The 21,638-nt window shown below is 69.5% G+C and carries 19 protein-coding genes; 14 read left to right on the top strand and 5 right to left on the bottom strand.

From position 1 onward, the window contains the following. The first annotated feature begins 125 nt into the window (after positions 1-125). The 5 genes from AA23TX_RS45120 (at position 126) to AA23TX_RS45140 (ending at position 5,180) form a co-directional block, all read left to right on the top strand. A complete protein-coding gene (locus tag AA23TX_RS45120; protein ID WP_439328806.1) occupies positions 126-1,301 on the top strand; it encodes an IS30 family transposase in 1,176 nt (391 codons plus the stop codon). A 249-nt stretch (positions 1,302-1,550) separates the two neighbouring features. Then, complete coding sequence (yhjD, locus tag AA23TX_RS45125) at positions 1,551-2,561, top strand: inner membrane protein YhjD (protein ID WP_155548998.1); 1,011 nt, start codon at positions 1,551-1,553, stop codon at positions 2,559-2,561. 56 nt (positions 2,562-2,617) lie between these two features. Continuing rightward, complete coding sequence (locus tag AA23TX_RS45130) at positions 2,618-3,724, top strand: acyl-CoA dehydrogenase family protein (protein WP_155548999.1); 1,107 nt, start codon at positions 2,618-2,620, stop codon at positions 3,722-3,724. Between the two features lie 8 nt (positions 3,725-3,732). Next, complete coding sequence (locus tag AA23TX_RS45135) at positions 3,733-4,737, top strand: NADP-dependent oxidoreductase (RefSeq protein WP_155549000.1); 1,005 nt, start codon at positions 3,733-3,735, stop codon at positions 4,735-4,737. Beyond that, positions 4,734-5,180, top strand: a complete 447-nt coding sequence (locus tag AA23TX_RS45140) for a winged helix-turn-helix transcriptional regulator (RefSeq protein WP_155549001.1) — start codon at positions 4,734-4,736, stop codon at positions 5,178-5,180. Before AA23TX_RS45135 ends, AA23TX_RS45140 begins: the two co-directional genes overlap by 4 nt. Here the strand turns inward: AA23TX_RS45140 and AA23TX_RS45145 are convergent. Further along, complete coding sequence (locus tag AA23TX_RS45145) at positions 5,177-6,421, bottom strand: D-alanyl-D-alanine carboxypeptidase family protein (RefSeq protein ID WP_155549002.1); 1,245 nt, start codon at positions 6,419-6,421, stop codon at positions 5,177-5,179. The two genes, AA23TX_RS45140 and AA23TX_RS45145, sit on opposite strands and share 4 nt — an antisense overlap. Positions 6,422-6,464: 43 nt before the next feature. Between AA23TX_RS45145 and AA23TX_RS45150 the strand changes: the two genes are divergently transcribed. Both AA23TX_RS45150 and AA23TX_RS45155 read left to right on the top strand, forming a co-directional pair. After that, the gene (locus AA23TX_RS45150; protein ID WP_155549003.1) at positions 6,465-6,701 is read left to right on the top strand and encodes an SCO4848 family membrane protein; all 237 of its coding nucleotides are present in this window, start codon (positions 6,465-6,467) and stop codon (positions 6,699-6,701) included. A 63-nt stretch (positions 6,702-6,764) separates the two neighbouring features. Then, on the top strand, positions 6,765-8,165 hold the full coding sequence (locus tag AA23TX_RS45155; protein ID WP_196425887.1) for a S8 family peptidase: 1,401 nt from the start codon (positions 6,765-6,767) through the stop codon (positions 8,163-8,165). A gap of 405 nt (positions 8,166-8,570) precedes the next feature. Here AA23TX_RS45155 and AA23TX_RS45160 read toward each other — a convergent pair whose 3' ends face one another. Genes AA23TX_RS45160 through sdhC form a run of 4 tightly spaced genes read right to left on the bottom strand, consistent with a single transcriptional unit; the run spans position 8,571 to position 11,972 of the window. Next, entirely contained in the window at positions 8,571-9,341 is a 771-nt protein-coding gene (locus AA23TX_RS45160; protein WP_155549005.1) for a succinate dehydrogenase iron-sulfur subunit, read from the bottom strand. Next, positions 9,341-11,095, bottom strand: a complete 1,755-nt coding sequence (gene sdhA, locus AA23TX_RS45165) for a succinate dehydrogenase flavoprotein subunit (protein WP_155549006.1) — start codon at positions 11,093-11,095, stop codon at positions 9,341-9,343. The genes AA23TX_RS45160 and sdhA overlap by 1 nt, the downstream gene beginning before the upstream one ends. Positions 11,096-11,113: 18 nt before the next feature. After that, complete coding sequence (locus tag AA23TX_RS45170; RefSeq protein WP_155549007.1) at positions 11,114-11,527, bottom strand: succinate dehydrogenase hydrophobic membrane anchor subunit; 414 nt, start codon at positions 11,525-11,527, stop codon at positions 11,114-11,116. A gap of 1 nt (position 11,528) precedes the next feature. After that, positions 11,529-11,972, bottom strand: coding sequence for a succinate dehydrogenase, cytochrome b556 subunit (gene sdhC, locus AA23TX_RS45175; RefSeq protein WP_155549008.1), 444 nt, complete (start codon positions 11,970-11,972; stop codon positions 11,529-11,531). Between the two features lie 393 nt (positions 11,973-12,365). Between sdhC and AA23TX_RS45180 the strand changes: the two genes are divergently transcribed. The 7 genes from AA23TX_RS45180 to AA23TX_RS45210 all read left to right on the top strand — a co-directional run bounded on the left by AA23TX_RS45180 (position 12,366) and on the right by AA23TX_RS45210 (position 21,579). Beyond that, positions 12,366-14,357: an NPCBM/NEW2 domain-containing protein gene (locus AA23TX_RS45180; protein WP_155549009.1), complete on the top strand. Its 1,992-nt coding sequence runs from the start codon at positions 12,366-12,368 to the stop codon at positions 14,355-14,357. Between the two features lie 377 nt (positions 14,358-14,734). Next, entirely contained in the window at positions 14,735-15,877 is a 1,143-nt protein-coding gene (locus AA23TX_RS45185; protein WP_155549010.1) for a BMP family lipoprotein, read from the top strand. 78 nt (positions 15,878-15,955) lie between these two features. Then, complete coding sequence (locus AA23TX_RS45190) at positions 15,956-17,536, top strand: ABC transporter ATP-binding protein (RefSeq protein ID WP_155549011.1); 1,581 nt, start codon at positions 15,956-15,958, stop codon at positions 17,534-17,536. Next, positions 17,533-18,630 (top strand): ABC transporter permease, encoded by a 1,098-nt coding sequence (locus AA23TX_RS45195; RefSeq protein ID WP_155549012.1) that lies wholly within the window; start codon positions 17,533-17,535, stop codon positions 18,628-18,630. The genes AA23TX_RS45190 and AA23TX_RS45195 overlap by 4 nt, the downstream gene beginning before the upstream one ends. 47 nt (positions 18,631-18,677) lie before the next feature. Next, positions 18,678-19,907, top strand: a complete 1,230-nt coding sequence (locus AA23TX_RS45200) for an ABC transporter permease (RefSeq protein WP_439328816.1) — start codon at positions 18,678-18,680, stop codon at positions 19,905-19,907. Beyond that, positions 19,907-20,299: a cytidine deaminase gene (locus AA23TX_RS45205; protein WP_091304561.1), complete on the top strand. Its 393-nt coding sequence runs from the start codon at positions 19,907-19,909 to the stop codon at positions 20,297-20,299. Before AA23TX_RS45200 ends, AA23TX_RS45205 begins: the two co-directional genes overlap by 1 nt. Beyond that, complete coding sequence (locus tag AA23TX_RS45210; RefSeq protein WP_155549014.1) at positions 20,296-21,579, top strand: thymidine phosphorylase; 1,284 nt, start codon at positions 20,296-20,298, stop codon at positions 21,577-21,579. Before AA23TX_RS45205 ends, AA23TX_RS45210 begins: the two co-directional genes overlap by 4 nt. Positions 21,580-21,638 lie beyond the last annotated feature (59 nt).

Genomic DNA, 21,638 nt, shown 5'->3' on the forward strand with positions numbered 1-21,638 from the left:
GCCCTTCGGTGGTTTCTAGGGGTGGTTGCAACACCTGAGTGTTTAGGAGTTGCCTCGTGCCTAGACGGGATCGAGATCGTGCCCCAGGCTGCCTTTCCCGCGGTCGTGGTCGGCCTGGCCGGGCGTTGACTGCGGAGCGGGTGGCCTACTTTGGCCTGGTGGAAGCAGGAGCAGGCACCAGAGAAGCGGCCCGGCAGGTCGGGATCAACTACCGGACCGCGAAACGCTGGCGGGCCGAGGCAGCCCACGCCGCAGCGGCGCCGGTGGCGCTGGTCGAGGTGGCCTCGCGGTTCTTGAGCCTGGACGAGCGGAACTTGATCGCCGACCGGGTCCGCCAGGCGGGGACCTCGCTGCGGATGATCGCGGCTGAGCTGGGCCGGCCGGTCTCGACCATCAGCCGGGAGCTGGCCCGCAACCAGCAGCCCGACGGGACCTACCACCCGCACGCCGCGCACGGGATGGCCACGGCCCGGCGGCCCCGCCCGAAGGTGGGCAAGCTGGTCGCGGATCCGGTGCTGCGGGCGATCGTTCAGGATGGGCTGGACGTGCGGTGGAGCCCGCAGCAGATCACCCGCCGACTCCGCCGCGATCACCCTGACCGGCCGGAGTGGCATGTGACCTGCGAAACCATCTACCAAGCCTTGTATGTGCAGGCCAAGGGCGGGTTGCGGCGTGAGGTCGCCGGGTGGCTGCGCACCGGCCGCATACAGCGGCGGCCGCACGTGCGTTCGGATCAGCGGCGGCCGCGGATGGCCACCCCGATGGTGATGATCAGCGACCGGCCACCCGAGGTGGCGGACCGGGCGGTGCCTGGACACTGGGAAGGCGACCTGATCATGGGCGCTCACAACCGGACAGCGATCGCAACCCTGGTCGAACGCCACACCCGGTATGTGATGCTGCTGCACCTGCCCGAGGGCTACACCCCGACCCTGGTCCGCGACGCCCTCATCACCAAGATCCAGACACTGCCCGAGCAGCTGCGCCGGTCGCTGACTTGGGATCAGGGCAGCGAAATGCACCTGCACGGCCAGTTCACCGCGGCCACGAACATGCCGGTCTACTTCTGCGACCCGCACGCCCCCTGGCAACGCGGATCCAACGAAAACACCAACGGCCTGCTCCGCCAGTACTTCCCCAAAGGAACCGACCTCTCGGTGCACACCGCTGAACACCTCGACACCGTCGCCGCCGAGCTCAACGACCGGCCCCGGATGACCCTCGACTGGGACAGCCCAGCCGAACGCATGACACAGTTACTCAACACCACCCACCAGCAGCAGTGTTGCAACGACCGCTAGAAACCGCCTTCCCTGGGGGGCGTCCCCACGTCCAGTCTATCGGCGCCCACCGACGATTCGGACTTGCGCGGTGCCGGACCAGCGGCTTGTCCACAACTGCCGAGGACTGTGGACAACCAGAGGCCGCGCCGCGATCGCCGAGCCGGACGGTGTCAGCTCTGGCCGCGAAGGCCCCTCCCGGAAACGCTCGCATCCCTCACGGAGACCGCTCGCGTTGCGGGAGTCACCTGGCGTGGTTAGCGTTTCACAGTGGCGAACGAAGAGAAGGAAAAGCTCCTGCCGCGGCTGCGGCGGAAGTACCCGTGGCTCGATCACCTGATCCGGGCCAACGAGGCCTTCACCGAGCGGTACGGCAACCACTACGCCGCCGCCATCACCTACTTCAGCGTCCTGTCCGTCATCCCGATCCTGATGGTCGCGTTCGCCGTGGTCGGGCTGGTCGTCAACCATGACCCGCACGTCATCGATCAGATCAAGAACAGCATCAACGACTCCGTGCCCTCGGGCCTGCGCAGCCTCGTCCAGGGCATCGTGGACGCCGCGATCAACGCCGGCAGCGGCATCGGGATCTTCGGCCTCCTCATCGCTCTCTACTCCGGCGTCGGCTGGATGGCGAACCTGCGGGACGCGCTCACCGCGCAGTGGGGCCAGGAGAAGCAGCCGCAGCCGGTCGTCAAGCAGACGCTCAAGGACCTCGTCGCGCTCGTCGGCCTCGGGGTGGCGCTCGTCGTCTCGTTCGCGCTGACCGCGGTCGGCGGCGGGGTCGGGAACTTCCTGCTCGGGCTCGTCGGGCTGGCCGACGAGACCTGGGCGAAGGTCCTGCTCCGCATCGCCACCATCGTGCTCGGCCTGGCCGCCAACACCCTCGTCTTCCTCTGGGTCATCGCGCGCCTGCCACGCGAACGCGTCGCCCTGCGCAGCGCCGTCAAGGGCGCGGTGTTCGCTTCCATCGGGTTCGTCATCCTGCAGCAGGCCGCCACGTTCTACCTGGCCAGCGTCACGAAGTCGCCGGCGTTCGCGCTGTTCGGGCCGGTCATCGGCCTGCTCGTGTTCGCCAACTTCGTCTCGCGCTTCCTCCTGCTCGTCACGGCGTGGACGGCGACAGCGAAGGAGAACCAGCGCGAGGTCGTCCAGCCACCGCCGCCCGTGCGGCTCGAACAGGCCGTCACGGTGCAGCGCGGGCCGGGGCTCGGCGCCGTCGCGGGAGCGTTCAGCGCCGGGGCCCTGCTCGCGTGGCTGGGTGGCCGCCGCAAGCCTTGACAGTGACACCCGCGGTAAAGAAACTGAACCGGTAAGAAATCTGAACCGGAGGTTTCATGCTGGACGCCGCCCGCGAGTGTGCCGCCCTCGCCCAGACGCTCGCGCCGGTCACCGAGCAGCGCCGCGCGTTGCCCGCGGAGCTCGTCGCGAAGCTGACCGACGCCCAGCTCCTGCGCAGCGGCGTCCCCGGCTACCTGGGCGGCCCGGAAGCGCCGCCCGCGCTCAGCCTCGAAACCGCGGAGACGGTCGCGCGCGGCGACGCTTCGGCCGGCTGGTGCGTCTCGATCGCCGTGACGAGCAGCCTGCTTTCCGCCTACGCCCCGCCGAAGTGCGCCGAAGAGGTCTTCGGGGACCCGAAGACGGTCGCCGCCGGTGTCTGGGCCCCGCGCGGCACCGGCCGCAAGACCGACGGTGGCTACACCGTCTCCGGGCGCTGGCCGTTCTGCAGCGGCATCCCGCACTGCGACTGGTTGTTCGCCGGGTTCGTGCACGAAAAGGAGCTGTACGTCGCCGCGTTGCCCAAGGCCGAGATCGAAGTGCTGGACACCTGGCACACGAACGGCCTGCGCGGCACCGGCAGCCACGACTGCGTGGTCGACGAGCTGTTCGTCCCCGAGCACCGCGTCTTCTCGGTGATGGGCGGGCCACCCGCGGAAGCCGTTGCGCTGCACCGCTTCCCGCTCTTCGGCTTCTTCGCGCTGTCGGTCGCGGCGGCCGCGCTGGGCAACGCGCGCGGCGCGATCGACGACCTCGTCGCCCTCGCCTCGACGCGCAAACCGCTCGGCTCCAGCCGGTCGCTGGCCGAGCGGTCGCAGACCCAGGCCGCCGTCGCGGAGGCCGAAGCCGCCCTGCGTGCGGCGCGGCTGCTCTTCTACACCAGCATCGACGACGCCTGGCAGGCCGCGCAGGGCACGGACCCGGTGCCGGACGCGCTCAAGCTGGGCCTGCGCCTGGCCGCCACCCACGTCACGCGCACTGCCGCGAAGGTCGCCGAAAGCATGTACGACCTGGGCGGCGGCGCGGCGATCTACGAAACTTCGCCGTTGCAGCGCCGCTTCCGCGACGCGCACACGGCGACCGCCCACTTCCAGGTCAACCCGGCCAGCTTCGAGCTGTCCGGCAAGCTGCTGCTGGGCGTCCCCGCCCGCACCGAACAGCTCTGAGGAGTCCCGTGCCCGTCAACGCCCAGTACCGCCTCGCCGCCCGCCCGGCCGCCGGGCTGCCGAAGGACACCGACTGGCAGTACACCGAGGAAGCCGTTCCGGCGCCCGGCGACGGCGAGTTCCTGGTCAAGGTCCGGTACCTGTCGCTCGACCCCGCGATGCGCACGTGGATGAACGCCGGCCGGTCCTACGTTCCGCCGGTCGGCATCGGCGAAGTCATGCGCGCGGCCGGGATCGCCGAGGTCGTCGAGTCACGCCACCCGGGCTTCCGCGCCGGGCAGAGCGTGTTCGGGACCTTCGGCGTCCAGGACTTCGCCGTCTCGGACGGCAAGGGCGTCACGATCGTCGACACGTCGCTCGCGCCGGCGCCGACGTTCCTCGGCGCGCTCGGGATCAGCGGGATCACCGCCTACTTCGGGCTGTTCGACGTCGGCCGGCCCGAGCCGGGCCAGACCGTCGCCGTCTCGGCCGCGGCCGGGTCCGTCGGGATCGTGGTGGGCCAGCTCGCCAAGATCCACGGCTGCCGTGTCGTCGGCATCGCGGGCGGGCCCGGAAAGTGCCGGATGCTGGTCGAGGAGTACGGCTTCGACGCCGCCGTCGACCACCGCGCCGGGAACGTCCGCGCCGACCTCAAGGAGCACGCGCCCGACGGCATCGACGTCTTCTTCGACAACGTCGGTGGCGACGTCCTCGAAGCGGCGCTGGCCCGGCTCGCGCGCGGCGCCCGGATCGTGCTCAGCGGCGCGGTTTCCCAGTACAACAGCACCGAAGGCCCGCGCGGCCCGGCCAACTACATGCAGCTGCTGGTGCGGCGCGCGTCGATGACCGGGTTCGTCTTCTCCGACTATGCCGAGCGTTACCCGGAGGCGATCGCCGCGCTGGCCGGCTGGCTGGGCGAGGGCAAGCTGAAGTCGCGTGAAGACGTCGTCGAAGGCGGGATCGCGAAGTTCCCGGAGACGCTGCTCAAGCTGTTCCGCGGCGAGAACACCGGCAAGCTGGTGCTGGCGCTGTGACCGACCTGACGCACCGCTTCACGGCGGACTCGGTCGGGCGGGCGCTCGACCTGGTCGGCGAGCGGTGGAGCCTGCTCATCCTGCGCGAGGCGTTCTTCGGCGTGCGGCGCTACGGCGAGTTCGCGCGCAACCTGTCGATCCCGCGCCCGACGCTGTCCGCCCGGCTCAAGACGCTCGTCGAGGCGGGTGTGCTGACGCGCGTCGAAGACGTGCCGGATCGTCCCGAGTACCACCTCACGCAGGCCGGGCGGGACCTCTTCGGCGCCGTCGTCACGCTGATGCAGTGGGGCGACAAGCACCTGGCCGGTCCGGAAGGCCCGCCGATCCTGTTGCGGCACAAGGACTGCGGCGAGATCTCGGAGACGTATGTCGCGTGTGGACACTGCGGCGGCGCGGTCACCACCGACAAGGTGACCCCGGAACCCGGCCCCGGGTTCCGCTAGTTCGCGGCCTTCGTGCGCCGGCGCCCGACCACGAACCCGCCGACGATGATCAGGAACACCACCAGCGTGATGATCCAGCCGGTGACGCCGAACGGGTCCTCCTTGGCGGCCGACGCGGCCGAGGACGTCCCGCTGTTGCCGGTGCCGCCGTCGGCGACCGAAGACGGGTTGCTGCCGTCGGGCGTGGCGACCGGGGACTGGTAGTCGATCCGGCCGACCGGCACCGCGCGGTCGGCCTCCAGCGCGAAGCCGTAGTCGAGCAGCTTCGCCGCCTGGTCGACGACCTTCGTCGGCTTCTGCTCGGCGCGCAGCATGACGACCGCGAGCCGCTTGCCCTTCTGCTGCGCCGCGCCGACGTAGGTGTGGCGGGCGTCGTCGGTGAAGCCGGTCTTGCCGCCGAGGAAGCCGGGGTAGACACCGAGCAGCTTGTTGTCGTTGTAGATCGGGATGGCCGGCTTGCCGCCGGTCGCCGGGATCTCGAAGTTCTTCGTCGAGACGACCTTCGCGAACTCCGGCTGCTTCATCGCGTAGTGGAAGATCAGGCTCAGGTCGTAGGCCGAGGTCGACATGCCCGGCCCGTCGAGCCCCGACGGCGTCGCGGCGCGCGTGTCGTGCGCGCCGATGCGGGCCGCCAGCGCGTTCATCTTGGTCACCGCCGCGTCGACCCCGCCGAGCGCCGTGGCGAAGGCGTGCGCGACGTCGTTGCCCGAGTGCATCAGCAGGCCGTGGAGCAGCTGGTCGACGGTGTACTGGCCGCCGGCGACGAGGCCGACGCAGGTGCACTCCTGCTCGGCGTCCTCCTTCGTCGCGACGAGCACCTGCTGCGGGTTCAGCTGGGTGACCACGACGAGGGCGAGCAGCGTCTTGATCAGCGACGCCGGCCGCTCCCGGGCGTGCGGGTCCTTCGCCGCGACGACCGCGCCGGTGTCGAGGTCCTGCACCACCCACGACGCCGCGGTGTTGCCGTCCGGCGGGTTGAGCGCGCCGTCCGGGGTGACCAGGCCGCACTCGGCCATCCGCGGGCCGCCGACCGGGACGGCGGGCACGGCCAGCGCGGCCGGGACCTGCTGGCCGGGGGCGGGCCGCTCCGACGTGTCGACGGGGGCCGGCGGGGCCTGGCGGTTCGCGCACTGGCCCTGCTGCGGCGCCGCGGCCGCGAGGACCGGGGTGCTCAGGGCCAGGAGGGCGGCGGCGAGCGTCGTCGTGAAGACCTTGAGCGACCGGAAGACAGCGGAGTGCACCCACGCAATCTAGCGCCGAGGCGTGCGTCGCATACTCAGGGGCATGCGGATTTCCCGAGGCACCTCGCTGTTCCTGCTGGCCTTCGGCGTGTGGTCGTGGATCATCTGGATCACCTTCGCCAAGAACCTGTGGGCCAGCGACCAGTCGTGGACCCCCGACGGCTCGCCGACCGCGTACTTCGTGGTGCACGCGGTGCTGACGGTCGTGTCGTTCGTGCTCGGGACGATCATCGGCGTGCTGGGCTGGCGCGCGTTCCGCGCGTCCCGGGTCGCCTCCTGACTTTGGTCGGTGGCGCGGTCCCCGGGGCCGGTTTAGGTTGACGCCACTGACTCTGGAGGTGGAATGTCCCGTTTACGCCGAATGGCGGCCCCGCTCGTGCTGGCCGTCGGGGGCGGCCTGTTCGCGGCGGCCCCGGCCGCGGAGGCCGCGCCGGTCGCCTGCGACACGACGAGCACGCCGTACACGTACGTCGTGACCTACCAGCCGGGCACGCGCGCTTCGGCGGTCGACAAGGAGCTGGCGGCCAAGTGCGGCACGAAGGTGGCGTACTACGGCGAGATCGGCGTCGCGATCGCCAGCTCGCGCAACGCGGACTTCCAGCAGAAGATCGGCGTCTACCGGGCGTATTCGGGCGGGAAGGACGTGGCTTCCCAGGGGGCCGCGGCTTCCGCCCGCTCGCTGGGTGCGGTGCGGACGCTGGAGGACACGCGGACCACCGCGGCCGCGGGTGACCTGTCGGCGCAGCAGTGGGACATGAAGGCGATCCACGCGCCCGAGGCGAACAAGAAGTACCAGGGCAGCCGCTCGGTGACGGTCGGCGTCCTGGACTCGGGCATCGACGCGACGCACCCGGCGCTCAAGGCGGCGGTTTCCCCGTCCGAGTCGGCGGGCTGCATCACGGGCGCGCCGGACCTGACGCCGGCATCGTGGGCGCCGACGACGTCCGACCACGGCACGCACGTGGCGGGCACGATCGCGGGCAAGGACCCGGCGGCGGGCTTCACGGGCATCGCACCGGGCGTGCGCCTGGCCTCGGTGAAGGTGGTCAACGACGACGGCTACATCTTCCCGGAGTCGGCGGTCTGCGGCTTCGTGTGGGCGGCGAAGCACGGCTTCCCGGTGACGAACAACAGCTACTACATCGACCCGGGCATGTTCTTCTGCTCGAAGGAGCCGGGCGACGCGGCGGCGTATGAAGCAGTGCGCCGCGCGATCGAGTTCTCGACGCGCCACGGGGTCCTGAACGTGTCGGCGGCGGGCAACTCGGGCTTCGACACGACGGCGCAGACGACGGACCCGAACCGCCCGCACCCGGTGGACTCGTCGTGCGGAATCCTCCCGAAGGCGATCGACGGCGTGGTGAAGGTGTCGTCGGTGGGGTACGCGGGCACGAAGTCGTCGTTCAGCAACTACGGAGCGATCGACGTGACGGCCCCGGGTGGGGACTTCTCGCAGTTGCCGCCGGCTGGTGAAGGGCCGTCGTGCCCGCTGTCGACGACGGTGTTCGGCGGGTTGTATGGCTCGAAGTGCGGGACGTCGATGGCCTCGCCGCACGCGGCGGGGGTTGCGGCGCTGATCGCGTCTCGTTTCCGCGGGCTTCCGCCGCAGCTGCTGGCTCGCGTTCTCACCGGCGAGGCGGACCCGGTGAAGTGCGCATCGGCGGAGACGGAGTGCACAGGGCCGGCGAAGAACAACTCGTACTACGGCCACGGCCTGGTCAACGCCCTGGACGCGGTGCGCTGACCCCAGCAAAGGAGCAGGGTGGTCATCCCGTCGCCTGAGGCCGTCAAATCACTTTGAGCCGGGCCCGCAACACAGAGACCACCGCGAGACGACAACGCAAGCTTGCGGGCCCGGCTCAAAGTGATAGGCCTCAATCAGGCGACGGGATGACCACCCAGCGGCCCACCTCTCAAACGAGAGACAGCAGCGAAACGGGTGGTCATCCCGGAGCCTGCCGGTCCGGCGAGGACATGCTTTTGCTTTTTCACGGCTGACTTCTGCCGTGGCTTAATCCTGCCGTGACTTAACCCTGCCGCGGCAAAGCAGGAGGTCTGGTGACCTCGTGGTCGGCCTTCGCTGCCGGCCGTCGGTTGCGAGAAAAAGGGCCCCCGCTCAGGTGAGCGGGGGCCCTTCTTCGTCAGAACGTCAGACGCGCTTGAACAACAGTGCGCGCTTCACTTCCTGGATCGCCTTCGTCACCTGGATTCCTCGGGGGCAGGCGTCCGTGCAGTTGAACGTCGTGCGGCAGCGCCAGACACCCTCGCCGTCGTTGAGGATGTCCAGGCGCTCCTCCGCTCCCTCGTCACGGGAGTCGAAGATGAACCGGTGGGCGTTCACGATCGCCGCCGGGCCGAAGTACGAGCCGTCGTTCCAGTACACCGGGCACGAGGACGTGCAGCACGCGCACAGGATGCACTTCGTCGTGTCGTCGAACCGGTCGCGGTCCGCCTGGGACTGGAGACGCTCGCGGGTGGGCTCGGGGCTGTAGTTGATCAGGTACGGCTTGATCGCCCGGTACGCCTCGAAGAACGGGTCCATGTCGACGTACAGGTCCTTCAACGTCGTCAGGCCCTTGATCGGGGCGATCGTGATCGTCGTCGGCTTGCCGTTCGGGGACAGCAGGTCCTTCATCAGGACCTTGCACGCCAGGCGGTTGATGCCGTTGATCTGCATCGCGTCCGAACCACACACGCCGTGGGCGCACGAGCGGCGGAACGAGAACGTGCCGTCGATGTAGTCCTTGACGTAGAACAGCAGATTGAGCAGGCGGTCGGTGCGCTGCGCCGGGACCTCGTAGGACTCCCAGTGCGGCTCCTGATCCACCTCCGGGTTGAACCGGAGGATCTTCAGCGTGACCGTGATCGGCGTGTGCTCATCGGAAGCAGAAGCCGAAGGAGCTTCAGCAATAGCAGTCATCAGTACTTCCGCTCCATCGGCTCATAGCGGGTGAAGGTCACGGGCTTGTAGTCCAGGCGGATGTCCGAGGCCAGCTCGGCGCCCTGCTTGTAGGCCATGGTGTGGCGCATGAAGTTCGTGTCGTCGCGGGTCGGGTAGTCCTCGCGCGCGTGGCCGCCGCGGGACTCCTTGCGGGCGATCGCGCCCACGACCAGCACCTCGGCCAGCTCCAGCAGGAAGCCCAGCTCGACGGCCTCGAGCAGGTCGGTGTTGTACCGCTTGCCCTTGTCCGCCACGGTGATCCGCTGGTAACGCGCCTTCAGCGCCTGGACGTCGGTCAGCGCCTGCTTCAGCGTGTCCTCGGTCCGGTACACCGACGCGTGCGAGTCCATCGTCTGCTGCATTTCCTTGCGGATGTCGGCGACGCGCTCGTCGCCGTGCTCCGACAGCAGGCCCGCCAGCTGCTCTTCCACCAGCTTGGTGGGTTCCGCCGGCAGCTCGACGTGCTCGTGCGCCAGCGCGTACTCCGCGGCCGCGATGCCGGCGCGGCGGCCGAACACGTTGATGTCCAGCAGCGAGTTCGTGCCCAGGCGGTTCGAGCCGTGCACGGACACGCACGCGACCTCGCCCGCCGCGTAGAGACCCGGGATGACGTTCTCGTTGTCCCGCAGCGCCTCGCCGTGGATGTTGGTCGGGATGCCGCCCATCACGTAGTGACAGGTCGGGAACACCGGCACCGGTTCCTTGACCGGGTCGACGCCCAGGTAGGTCCGGGAGAACTCCATGATGTCCGGGAGCTTCGCGTTCAGCGTCTCCTCGGGGATGTGCGTGACGTCCAGGACGACGTAGTCCTTGTTCGGCCCGCAACCCCGGCCCTGCAGCACTTCCTGCACCATCGAGCGCGCCACGATGTCGCGCGGGGCGAGGTCCTTGATGGTGGGGGCGTAGCGCTCCATGAACCGCTCGCCGGACGCGTTGCGCAGGATCCCGCCCTCGCCGCGGACGGCTTCGGAAATGAGAATGCCCAGGCCCGCGAGGCCGGTCGGGTGGAACTGGAAGAACTCCATGTCCTCCAGCGGCAGGCCCTTGCGGAAGATGATGCCGAGACCGTCACCGGTGAGGGTGTGCGCGTTCGACGTCGTCTTGAAGATCTTGCCCGCCCCGCCGGTGGCCATCACGATCGACTTCGCCTGGAAGACGTGCAGCTCGCCGGTGGCCAGCTCGTAGGCGACGACGCCGGAGGCGACCGGGTTGCCGTTCTCGTCCGGGGTGGTGACGAGGTCGAGCACGTAGAACTCGTTGAAGAACTCCGTGCCGTACTTGACGCAGTTTTGGTAAAGCGTCTGGAGGATCATGTGGCCGGTGCGGTCCGCGGCGTAGCAGGCGCGGCGGACCGCGGCCTTGCCGTGGTCACGCGTGTGCCCGCCGAAGCGGCGCTGGTCGATCTTGCCCTCGGGCGTGCGGTTGAACGGCAGGCCCATCTTCTCGAGGTCGAGGACCGCGTCGATGGCCTCCTTCGCCATGATCTCGGCGGCGTCCTGGTCGACCAGGTAGTCGCCGCCCTTGATCGTGTCGAAGGTGTGCCACTCCCAGTTGTCCTCTTCGACGTTCGCCAGCGCGGCGCACATGCCGCCCTGGGCCGCGCCGGTGTGGGACCGGGTCGGGTAGAGCTTGGTGAGGACCGCGGTGCGGGCCCGCTGGCCGGACTCGATGGCCGCGCGCATCCCGGCGCCGCCGGCGCCGACGATCACCACGTCGTACTTGTGGAACTGCATGGCAGGAAGTCTCCGGAGTCAGTTCGCGGGCATGTTCGGGTCGAAGGTGAAGATCACCATCGTGCCGACGGCCAGGATCAGCGCCATGGACACGTAGAGCAGGATCTTCAGCCAGAACCGCGTGCTGTCCTTGCGCGCGTAGTCGTCGATGATGGTGCGCAGCCCGTTGCCGCCGTGGATCTCGGCCAGCCAGAGCATGGCCAGGTCCCAGAACTGCCAGAACGGCGAGGCCCAGCGACCGGCGACGAAGCCCCAGTTGATGCGGTGCACACCGCCGTCGAGGATGTTCATGATCAGCAGGTGGCCCAGCACCAGGATGATCAGCGCGAGGCCGGAGATCCGCATGAACAGCCAGCTGTAGAGCTCGAAGTTGCTCCGGCGGGCGGCGGGACGCTTCGGCGCGCGGGGGTTCGCGAGGGCGAGGTCGGCCATGTCAGTTACCCCCGAAGAGCGTTTCGACGGTGCGCTTCAGCATGAAGAACGCACCGGGGACCATCACGACGACCCAGACCACGCCGATCACCCAGAGCATGGCCTTCTGCAGCTTCGGGCCCTTCGACCAGAAGTCGACCAGCATGACGCGGATGCCGTTGAGCGCGTGGAACAGGACCGCGCCGACCAGGCCGACCTCGAGGAGGTTGACGATCGGGGTCTTGTACGTCTCGATGACCTGGTCGTAGGTGTTCGGCGACACGCGCACCAGCGCGGTGTCGAGCACGTGCACGAAGAGGAAGAAGAATGTGAGCACGCCGGTGATGCGGTGCAGCACCCAGGACCACATGCCGGGGTCGCCCCGGTAGAAGGTCCCCTGCCGGCGTGAGGCACCCGCCCGATCGCTCGCCTCTGCCGAGGTGGCAGTGCTCGCCGTGGTGGACATCGGTGAACGGCCTCCAACGTCTGACTATGTGCCCGGTGGTCGTGAGGTCCGCAGTCGCCGTGGGACGGCGGCAGTGCCGAGATCAACGTCATCGAGCCTGGATGAATCGGATGCTAGACCCGCACCCGGGACGCGGCTCACCTCCGGGTTCCCCTCTGTGATGGACCAGACACCGGTACTCCCGTGCCGCCACCCGGCGGTGTGGCGCAGCGCACTCGGTCGTGCAGAGGCAGACGGCCTTCTGGTCACTGTAGATCTGACGTCTGTGGAGTCTGATATCTGATGCACTAGACCAAAAGGCTGGTGCATCCGGTTTGTTGTTGACCAACCGGCGGGTCATTTCTACTGTCGCTGCCAGATACATCGGATCTCTCACGATGGGGTGACGTTCTGGTGCGACGACTCGGCTTGGTGATCGCCGTCGCGGTTCTGCTTCCCGTGGCGGTGGTCACGCCCGCGCGGGCGCTGCCCGACGGACTGGCGCTGACGCCGCCGATGGGCTTCAACAACTGGAACACCACCGGCTGCGCCGTCGACGAGCGGATCATCCGCGACACCGCCGACATCTTCGTCGCCCAGGGCCTGAAGGCGGCCGGCTACCAGTACGTCAACGTCGACGACTGCTGGGCCGAGCCGGTTCGCGACGCCGACGGCCGGATGCAAGCGAACAAGGCGCGCTTCCCGAGCGGGATGAAAGCGCTGGCCGACTACGTCCACTCGAAGGGCCTCAAGTTCGGCATCTACACCAGCGCGGGCACGGTGACCTGCGCGAAGACCCAGCCCGGCGCGCTCGACCACGAGGACGTCGACGCGCAGACGTTCGCGGACTGGGGTGTCGACTACCTCAAGTACGACAACTGCAACAACGACGGACGGCCCGCGCTCGAGCGGTACCCGAAGATGCGCGACGCGCTGGCGAAGACCGGTCGCCCGATCGTGTACTCGCTCTGCGAGTGGGGCGAGAACAAGCCGTGGGAGTGGGGTGCGGGCGTCGGGCACCTGTGGCGCACCACCGGCGACATCAAGGACAACTGGGCCAAGATGGTCCAGATCCTCGCGGCGAACGCGCCGCTCGCGCCCTACGCCGGTCCGGGCCACTGGAACGATCCCGACATGCTCGAGGTCGGCAACGGCGGCATGACGACCGAGGAGTACCGGTCCCACTTCTCGCTGTGGGCCATGATGGCCGCTCCGCTGCTCATCGGCGCCGACCTGCGCAAGGTGTCCCCGGAGAACTTCGACGTGCTGCGCAACGCCGAGGTCATCGCCCTCGACCAGGACCGCCGCGGCGTCCAGGCGCGCCTGCTGTCCAAGCAGGACGGTCACTGGGTCTTCGCCAAGCCCCTCGCGAACGGCGACGTCGCGGTCGCGCTCTTCAACGAGACTTCCGCCAACGCCACGATCGGCACCACCGCCGCGGCCGCCGGGCTGCCCCAGGCCGCCGGCTACGCCGCCCGCGACCTCTGGGCCCGCCGCGACTTCCAGACCGCGGGCCGGATCTCCGCGGTCGTCCCGCCGCACGCGACGGTCGTCTACCGGGTCCACGCGGGTGGCTCCTGGCTGCGGAACGAGCCGCTCGTGCGCACCGGGGTCGAGCTGGCCGCGCCGGTGCCCGGCGTGCCGGGGGAGATCACTCCGGCAGGCCGGCCGTTCGAGGTCACCGTGTCCGCGACCGACGAGGCCCGCGTCCCGGTGTTCGACCCGCGCGTGACGCTGTCCGCGCCCGCCGGCTGGCGCGTCGAGCAGGTGGCCCGGCCACGGGCGTTCGTGCTGGGTACCGGCGACACCGCCGCGGGACGCTGGCGGGTCACCCCGCCGGCCGGAACCGAAGGCACGACGGCGGTGCTGGGCGGCGGCGTCACGTACCGCGCGCTCGGGTTCGGCCAGGTGAGCTGGGCCGGTGACCAGCGGCTGACGGTGCCCACGGCGCCACCCAGCGGGCCGGCGTGGGCGAGCGACCTGCGCTGGGCGGCGGAGAAGAACGGCTACGGCCCGGTCGAGCGGGACATGTCCAACGGCAGCATCCCGGCCGGAGACGGCAAGCCCCTGACGATCAACGGCGTCGTCTACCCGAAGGGCCTCGGCGCGCACGCCCCCAGCGAAGTCGTCTTCTACCTGGGCGGCCACTGCACGACGTTCACCGCCGACGTCGGCGTGGACGACGAACGCGAGGCGACGAACAAGCAGGGCTCGGCGACGTTCGAGGTCTACGCGGACGGCTCCCGGGTCGCCGCGACCGGCGTCCGGACGTGGCAGGACCCGGCGGTCCCGCTGACGGCGGACCTCCACGGCGCCCGCTACCTGCGGCTGGTGGTCACCGACGGCGGCGACGGCAACTCCTACGACCGCAGCGATTGGGCGGCCGCTCGGCTCACGTGTGCCTGACCCGGTCGTGAGTGAGAAACAGTGTTCTAACACTGTTTCTCACTCACGACCCCACCGCGCTCTGTCATCTCACAGAGTGACGGTGTCGGCGGCGGATCACCTTCACCCGGCACAATCGGTGACGTCCGGCGGCATTTTGGCCGTCCCGACCCCCGCGAGTCCGGCGAAAGTGGCTCGCGGTACGCCTGATGATCACTTTGGGTATACATGTCGTCGCGCGCGCGACTCGTGAGTAAACGTTTGTGTTACGTAGCGTGCCGTTCCTATGGCGCTTTCCTGTCCGTTGGGTACGGTCTGGCGGTCGACCCGGCAGTGGGCCGGGTCGTGCTCTTGACCATCCGCTGGATCAGCGGGGAGGGAGACTCACGTTGCGTCGCATGCGTGGAACCGCGCTGGCCGCAGTGACCATGGCCGGGGTGCTCGCCCTGGCCGGGTGCGCCAAGGACTCGAGCGGTGGCAGCAGTAACAACAGTGCCGCGCCTTCGTCGGGCGGTTCGGACTGCGTGACCGCGCAGAAGCCGCCCGCCGCGCCCGCCGCCACTTCGAGCAGCGCGGCCGCCGGCGGCAAGGTCGACGGCAGCCAGCTGAAGATCGGCCTGGCCTTCGACGTCGGCGGCCGGGGTGACGCGTCGTTCAACGACGCCGCCGCCGCGGGCACCGACAAGGCCAAGTCCGACCTCGGCGTGACGACGGTCAACGAGAGCACCGCGTCCGCCAGCGAGGCCGAGTCGGCCAAGCAGCAGCGCCTCGACCAGATGGCTTCGCAGGGCCTGAACCCGATCGTCGCGGTCGGCTTCGCCTACGCCGACTCCGTCAAGGCCGTCGCCGCGAAGTACCCGAACACCAAGTTCGCCATCGTCGACGACGACTCGATCACGCTCCCGAACGTCACGCCGCTGGTCTTCGCCGAGGAGCAGGGCTCGTTCCTGGCCGGCGTCGCTGCCGCGTACAAGAGCAAGAGCTGCCACATCGGCTTCGTCGGCGGTGTCAACACCCCGCTGATCCAGAAGTTCGAGGCCGGCTTCCTGCAGGGCGCGAAGACGGTTTCGTCCAAGATCAAGATCGAGGACGAGTACCTCACGCCGGCCGGTGACTTCTCCGGGTTCCAGGACCCGCCGAAGGGCAACGCCAAGGCCGCGGCCGAGATCGCCAAGGGCGCGGACGTCATCTACCACGCCGCCGGCGCTTCCGGTAAGGGCGTCTTCGACGCCGCCAAGGCGGGCAACGCGCTGGCCATCGGGGTCGACTCCGACCAGTACAACCAGAAGACCGTCGCGGCCGACAAGGACGTCATCATCACGTCCATGCTCAAGCGCGTCGACGTCGCGGTGTTCGACTACATCCAGGCCGTCGCCAAGGGCGACCTGACCGTCCTGCCGAAGCGGTTCGACCTCAAGGTCGACGGCGTCGGCTACGCCACCTCCGGTGGCAAGGTCGACGACATCAAGGACGTCCTGGACGGGTACAAGGCCCAGATCATCTCGGGCGCGATCACCGTTTCGGACAAGCCGCAGAAGTAGCTCACTACGCGTCGGGGCTCGGAGGGAAAATCCCTCCGGGCCCCTCACGCGTTTAAGAGATATGGAATTCTCCCGCCCATGAGCACTGCCGAGGCCCCGGCCGAGGCCGTCCCCGACCGGGGCGCCCCCGCCGTCCAGCTGACCGGGATCACCAAACGCTTCCCGGGTGTGGTGGCCAACTCCGACGTCAACCTCACCGTCGTCACGGGCGAGGTGCACGCCATCTGTGGCGAGAACGGCGCCGGCAAGTCCACCTTGATGAAGATCCTCTACGGCATGCAGCCGCCGGACGAGGGCACGATCGCGATCAACGGCGACGAGGTGAAGCTGCGCAACCCGCAGGACGCCATCCGCGCCGGCATCGGCATGGTGCACCAGCACTTCATGCTGGCCGACAACCTCACGGTCGGCGAGAACGTCTTCCTCGGCGCCGAGGCCCTGCACGGCATCGGCCGCGCCGCCCGCGCCCGGCTGGCCGAGCTCGCCGAGCGCACCGGCCTGCACGCCAAGCCGGACACGCTGCTCGAAGAGCTGGGCGTCGCCGACCGCCAGCGCGTCGAGATCGTCAAGGTGCTCTACCGCGGCGCGAAGATCATCATCCTGGACGAGCCCACCGCGGTGCTCGTGCCACAGGAGGTCGACGCGCTGTTCGCGACCGTCCGGGAGATGAAGGCCGACGGCTACACCTTCCTCTTCATCTCGCACAAGCTCGACGAGGTGCGCGCGATCGCCGACACCGTCACGGTGATCCGGCGCGGCACCACCGTCGGCACGGCCGACCCGAAGACCATCACCTCGCGCCAGCTCGCGGAGATGATGGTCGGCTCGGAGCTGCCCAGCCCGGAGACCCGCGAGTCCACCGTCACCGACCGCGCGGTCCTGCGGCTGACCGGCCTGACGCTGGGCGCCGAGGGTTCCGACCGCAACGCGCTCGACGACGTCACCTTCACCGTGCGCGCGGGGGAGGTGCTCGGCGTCGCGGGCGTCGAAGGCAACGGCCAGACCGAGCTCGTCGAAACCATCATGGGCATGCGCAAGCCGTCCGGCGGGAAGATCGAGCTGGTGGACGCGGACGGCAAGGCCCGTGACCTCACCCGGGCGGGCACGCTCACCCGGCGCGAGGCCGGCATCGGCTACATCGCCGAAGACCGCACCCGGCACAGCCTGCTGCTCACGCAACCGTTGTGGGTCAACCGGATCCTCGGTTACCAGACCCGCGAGCCGGTCTCCAAGGGTCAGCTGCTCGACATCGCCGGCGCCCGCGCCGACACCGAGCGGATCGTGCGCGAGTACGACGTCCGCACGCCGGGGATCGACGTCCCCGCCGCGGCGCTCTCGGGCGGCAACCAGCAGAAGCTGATCGTCGGGCGGGAGCTCTCCGGCAACCCGGTGCTGCTGATCGCCTCGCACCCGACTCGCGGTGTCGACGTCGGCGCACAGGCGCTGATCTGGGAAAACATCCGCCAGGCCCGCTCCGCCGGGCTCGCGGTGCTGCTGATCTCCGCCGACCTCGACGAGCTGATCGGCCTGTCCGACACGATCCGGGTCATGCTGCGCGGGCGCCTCGTGAGCGAGGCCGACCCCGCCACCGTGACGCCGCAGGAACTGGGTTCGGCGATGACCGGCGCCGAAGACGACACAGCGGGTGACGAAGAATGACTTCCTGGCGCACTAAACTGCTACCGCCGCTGCTGGCGATCGTCTTCGCCGTGCTGCTGTCGGCGATCGCGCTGATCATCTCCGGGGCCGACCCGCTGCAGGCCTACGGCACGATGATCGGCCAGATGTTCAAGGGCTCCACCGCGGTCGACACGGTGAACCTGGCGACCGTCTACTACCTGTCCGGGCTCGCGGTGGCCATCGGCTTCCAGATGAACCTCTTCAACATCGGTGTCGAGGGCCAGTACCGCTTCGCCGCCGTCGTCGCCGCCATCGCCGGCGGCGCGATGAAGCTGCCGCCGGTCATCCACGTCATCGCGATCCTGGTGGTCGCGGTCGTGGCGGGCATGGCCTACGCGGCGGTCCCGGCGATCCTCAAGGTGACCCGCGGGGTCAGCGAGGTCATCTCGACGATCATGCTCAACGCGATCGTCGCCGGCATCATCGCCTTCCTCATCAACGCCGACCAGTTCGGCGTGCAGCGGGGCAACAACATCGGCACCCGCGTGATCGAGCCGTCCGGCCGGATCCCGGGCATCCCGCTCGGCTCCGGCACGCTGTTCGGGTTCGTGATCATCGCGGCGATCGTCGGCGGGGCCTACTGGTTCATGCTCAACCGCACGCGGTTCGGCTTCGAGCTCAAGGCCTCCGGCGAGTCCACCACGGCCGCGGCCGCGGGCGGGGTCAGCGCCAAGAAGATGACGCTGATCGCGATGCTGCTCTCGGGTGGCGTCGCCGGCCTGGTCGCGATGCCGGAGCTGCTCGGCCGCGACTACAGCTACGGCATCACCGCGACCCAGATGTACGGCTTCACCGGCATCGCCGTCGCGCTGCTCGGCCGCAACCACCCCGGTGGCATCGCGCTCGGCGCGCTGCTGTGGGCGTTCCTCGACACCTCCGCGGTGTCGCTGGAGCAGATCAACGTGTCCAAGGAGATCGCGACGATCATGCAGGGCATCATCGTGCTGTCGGTCGTCGTGGCGTACGAGGTCGTGCGCCGGGCCGACCTGGCCGCCGAACAACGCAGAGTCGGCCGGGCGCTCGCCGCCAACGGCCGCAAGGGTTCCTCGGTCGCCGAAGGGGGTGCGGTCTGATGGCCGTCACCGATGTCTCCCGGCCCGACGCGGGCAGCCCCGGCACGATGCCCGTGCACCGCAAGCGGTCCCGGATCCCCGGCTGGCTCCGCGGGGTCATCTGGGCCGTGATCGCCATCGCCGTCGTCTCGACGGCTTCGTACTCGACCGGCGTCGCCGCCCTGACGTCGTCGAACACGGCGTCGACGGCTCTGCGCCTCGCGCTGCCGATCCTGCTCTGCGCGCTGGGCGGCCTCTGGGCCGAACGCGCGGGCGTCGTCAACATCGGTCTCGAGGGCATGATGATCCTCGGGACCTGGGGCGCCGCCTGGGGTTCGTACAACGGCGGGGTGTGGGCCGGCCTGGTGGCCGCGATCGTCTTCGGCGCGCTCGGCGGCCTGCTGCACGCGGTGGCGACGGTGACGTTCAACGTCAACCACATCGTCTCCGGCGTCGCGATCAACCTGCTCGGCCTGGGCGTCACGAAGTACCTGGCGAACCTGATCTTCGCGCCGATCTCCGGCAACCCGCGGCAGTCGCCGGTGGTGCCGAAGTTCGACACCTACTCGGCGAGCGGCCTCTCGGACTGGCTCGGCGACCTGGAAAAGGAGCAGCGCGTCGGGATCTCCGACGTGGCCGGCATCCTGCGCGGCCTGGTCACCGAGGTCGCGCCGCTGACGATGATCGCGATCCTCCTGGTACCGCTGAGCTTCTGGGTGCTCTGGAAGACCCGGTTCGGCCTGCGGCTGCGGTCGTGCGGCGAGAACCCGGTGGCCGCGGAGTCCCTCGGCGTCAACGTCTACCGGCACAAGTACATCGCGATGCTGATCTCCGGCGCGCTGGCCGGCATGGGTGGCGCCTCGCTGGTGCTGCTGCGCGGCGGCGCGGACTACCTGGAGAACCAGACCAACGGCCGCGGGTACATCGGCCTCGCGGCGATGATCTTCGGCAACTGGCGCCCGGGCGGCCTCCTCGGCGGCGCGGCGCTGTTCGGCTACGCGGACGGCCTGCAGCTCGCCGGCGGCGGCGAAGCGGTGCTCGCGCTGCTGTACGGCGCGGTGATCCTGGTCGCCGTGATCGTCGTCGTGCAGCTGTTCCGCCGCCAGTGGATCGCCGCGGGGCTCGGCGTCGTCGGCGCCGGCGTGCTGTACGCGATCTACTGGTCCAACGACACGCTGCCGTCCGACTTGATCCCGTACACCGCGCACTTCGTGACGCTGATCGTGCTCGCGGTGGCTTCGCAGCGGCTGCGGCCGCCGAAGGCCGACGGGCAGCCGTACCGGCGAGGTGAGGACTGATGACGTCCACTGTGGACTGGGATGCGCTGCGTTCCCAGGCGATCGAAGCGGCTTCCCACGCGTACGCGCCTTATTCGGGCCTGCACGTGGGCGTCGCCGGGATCGTCGACGACGGGCGCGTGGTCACCGGGTGCAACGTCGAGAACGCGTCCTACGGGCTCGGGCTCTGCGCGGAGTGCACGATGGCCGGCCAGCTCCGGCTGTCCGGCGGCGGTCGCCTCGTCGCGGTGGCGTGCCGCAGCGGTGCCGGTGACCTGCTGATGCCGTGCGGGCGCTGCCGGCAGATCCTGTTCGAGCTGGGCGGGTCTTCGTGTCTGGTCGACACCCCCAGCGGCATCCTGCCGATGTCGGACGTGCTGCCGGACGCCTTCGGCCCGGACGACCTGCCGTGACGGACTTCGCGGCGGTCGACGTCATCCGCACGAAGCGGGACGGCGGCCGGCTTTCGGACGAGCAGATCGACTGGGTCGTCGACGCGTACACGCACGGTGTCGTGGCCGAGGAACAGATGTCGGCGCTGGCGATGGCGATCTTCTTGCGGGGCATGGATTCCGCGGAGATCTCCCGCTGGACCCACGCCATGATCTCCTCGGGTGAGCGCCTCTCGTTGGACGTCTCGCGACCGACGGTCGACAAGCATTCGACAGGTGGCGTCGGTGACAAGATCACGTTGCCGCTGGCACCGTTGGTGGCCGCGTGCGGCGCGGCCGTGCCGCAGCTGTCCGGGCGCGGGCTCGGGCACACCGGCGGCACGCTCGACAAGCTGGAGTCCATCCCGGGCTGGCGTGCGTCACTGTCCACTTCGGAAATTCAGGTGCAGCTGGAGGACGTCGGCGCGGTGGTCTGCGCGGCGACGTCCGGGCTGGCACCGGCGGACAAGAAGCTCTACGCGCTGCGGGACGTGACGTCCACAGTGGAGTCGATCCCGCTGATCGCCAGCTCGATCATGAGCAAGAAGATCGCGGAAGGCGCGTCCGGACTGGTCCTGGACGTGAAGTTCGGGTCGGGCGCGTTCATGAAGACGCTTTCTCAGGCTCGTGAGCTGGCGTCGACGTTGACCTCGATCGGCGTCGACCACGGCGTCCCGACGACGGCGCTGCTGACCGACATGAACGTCCCGCTGGGGCGGGCGGTCGGGAACGCGGTGGAGGTCGCCGAGTCGGTTTCCGTGCTTCAGGGCGGTGGCCCCGCGGACGTCGTGGAGCTGACGCTCGCCTTGGCGCGGGAGATGCTGGCGCTGGCCGGTCTCGACGTGGATCCGGCCGCGGTGCTGGCTTCCGGCGAGGCGTACGAGACGTGGTGCCGGATGATCTCCGCCCAGGGCGGCGACCCTTCGGCGCCGCTGCCGACGCCTTCGCACGTCCACGTGGTCACCGCGCCTGCGTCGGGCGTGCTGGCTTCGCTGGACGCCTACGCGGTGGGCGTCGCGGCATGGCGGCTGGGCGCGGGCCGGGCCCGCAAGGAAGATCCGGTCCAGGCCGCGGCGGGCATCCTGTGCCTGGCCAAGCCCGGCTCCCGCGTCACGGAGGGTGAGCCGCTGCTGGAGCTGCACACAGACACGCCCGACGCCGTCCCGGCGGCCTTGGCGGCGCTCGAAGGCGGCTTCACGGTCGCTGACTCCGCGCCGGAGCCGGGCCCGATCGTCCGGGAGACGATCCGCGGAACGGTGTGATGATCATCGCGAAGATGATCACCCGACTGAGTGACGTCTGAAGCATGAAGAGGCCCCCG

The sequence above is a fragment of the Amycolatopsis camponoti genome (assembly GCF_902497555.1).
GTDB lineage: Bacteria > Actinomycetota > Actinomycetes > Mycobacteriales > Pseudonocardiaceae > Amycolatopsis > Amycolatopsis camponoti.

Excerpts from the sequence above, each read along its gene's own strand:
- AA23TX_RS45130 (WP_155548999.1), top strand. The coding sequence starts at position 2,618 with ATGCTGGACGCCGCCCGCGAGTGTGCCGCCCTCGCCCAGACGCTCGCG.
- AA23TX_RS45150 (WP_155549003.1), top strand. The coding sequence starts at position 6,465 with ATGCGGATTTCCCGAGGCACCTCGCTGTTCCTGCTGGCCTTCGGCGTG.
- AA23TX_RS45155 (WP_196425887.1), top strand. The coding sequence starts at position 6,765 with ATGTCCCGTTTACGCCGAATGGCGGCCCCGCTCGTGCTGGCCGTCGGG.
- AA23TX_RS45160 (WP_155549005.1), bottom strand. The coding sequence starts at position 9,341 with ATGACTGCTATTGCTGAAGCTCCTTCGGCTTCTGCTTCCGATGAGCAC.
- sdhA (WP_155549006.1), bottom strand. The coding sequence starts at position 11,095 with ATGCAGTTCCACAAGTACGACGTGGTGATCGTCGGCGCCGGCGGCGCC.
- AA23TX_RS45170 (WP_155549007.1), bottom strand. The coding sequence starts at position 11,527 with ATGGCCGACCTCGCCCTCGCGAACCCCCGCGCGCCGAAGCGTCCCGCC.
- sdhC (WP_155549008.1), bottom strand. The coding sequence starts at position 11,972 with ATGTCCACCACGGCGAGCACTGCCACCTCGGCAGAGGCGAGCGATCGG.
- AA23TX_RS45185 (WP_155549010.1), top strand. The coding sequence starts at position 14,735 with ATGCGTGGAACCGCGCTGGCCGCAGTGACCATGGCCGGGGTGCTCGCC.
- AA23TX_RS45190 (WP_155549011.1), top strand. The coding sequence starts at position 15,956 with ATGAGCACTGCCGAGGCCCCGGCCGAGGCCGTCCCCGACCGGGGCGCC.
- AA23TX_RS45195 (WP_155549012.1), top strand. The coding sequence starts at position 17,533 with ATGACTTCCTGGCGCACTAAACTGCTACCGCCGCTGCTGGCGATCGTC.
- AA23TX_RS45200 (WP_439328816.1), top strand. The coding sequence starts at position 18,678 with ATGCCCGTGCACCGCAAGCGGTCCCGGATCCCCGGCTGGCTCCGCGGG.
- AA23TX_RS45205 (WP_091304561.1), top strand. The coding sequence starts at position 19,907 with ATGACGTCCACTGTGGACTGGGATGCGCTGCGTTCCCAGGCGATCGAA.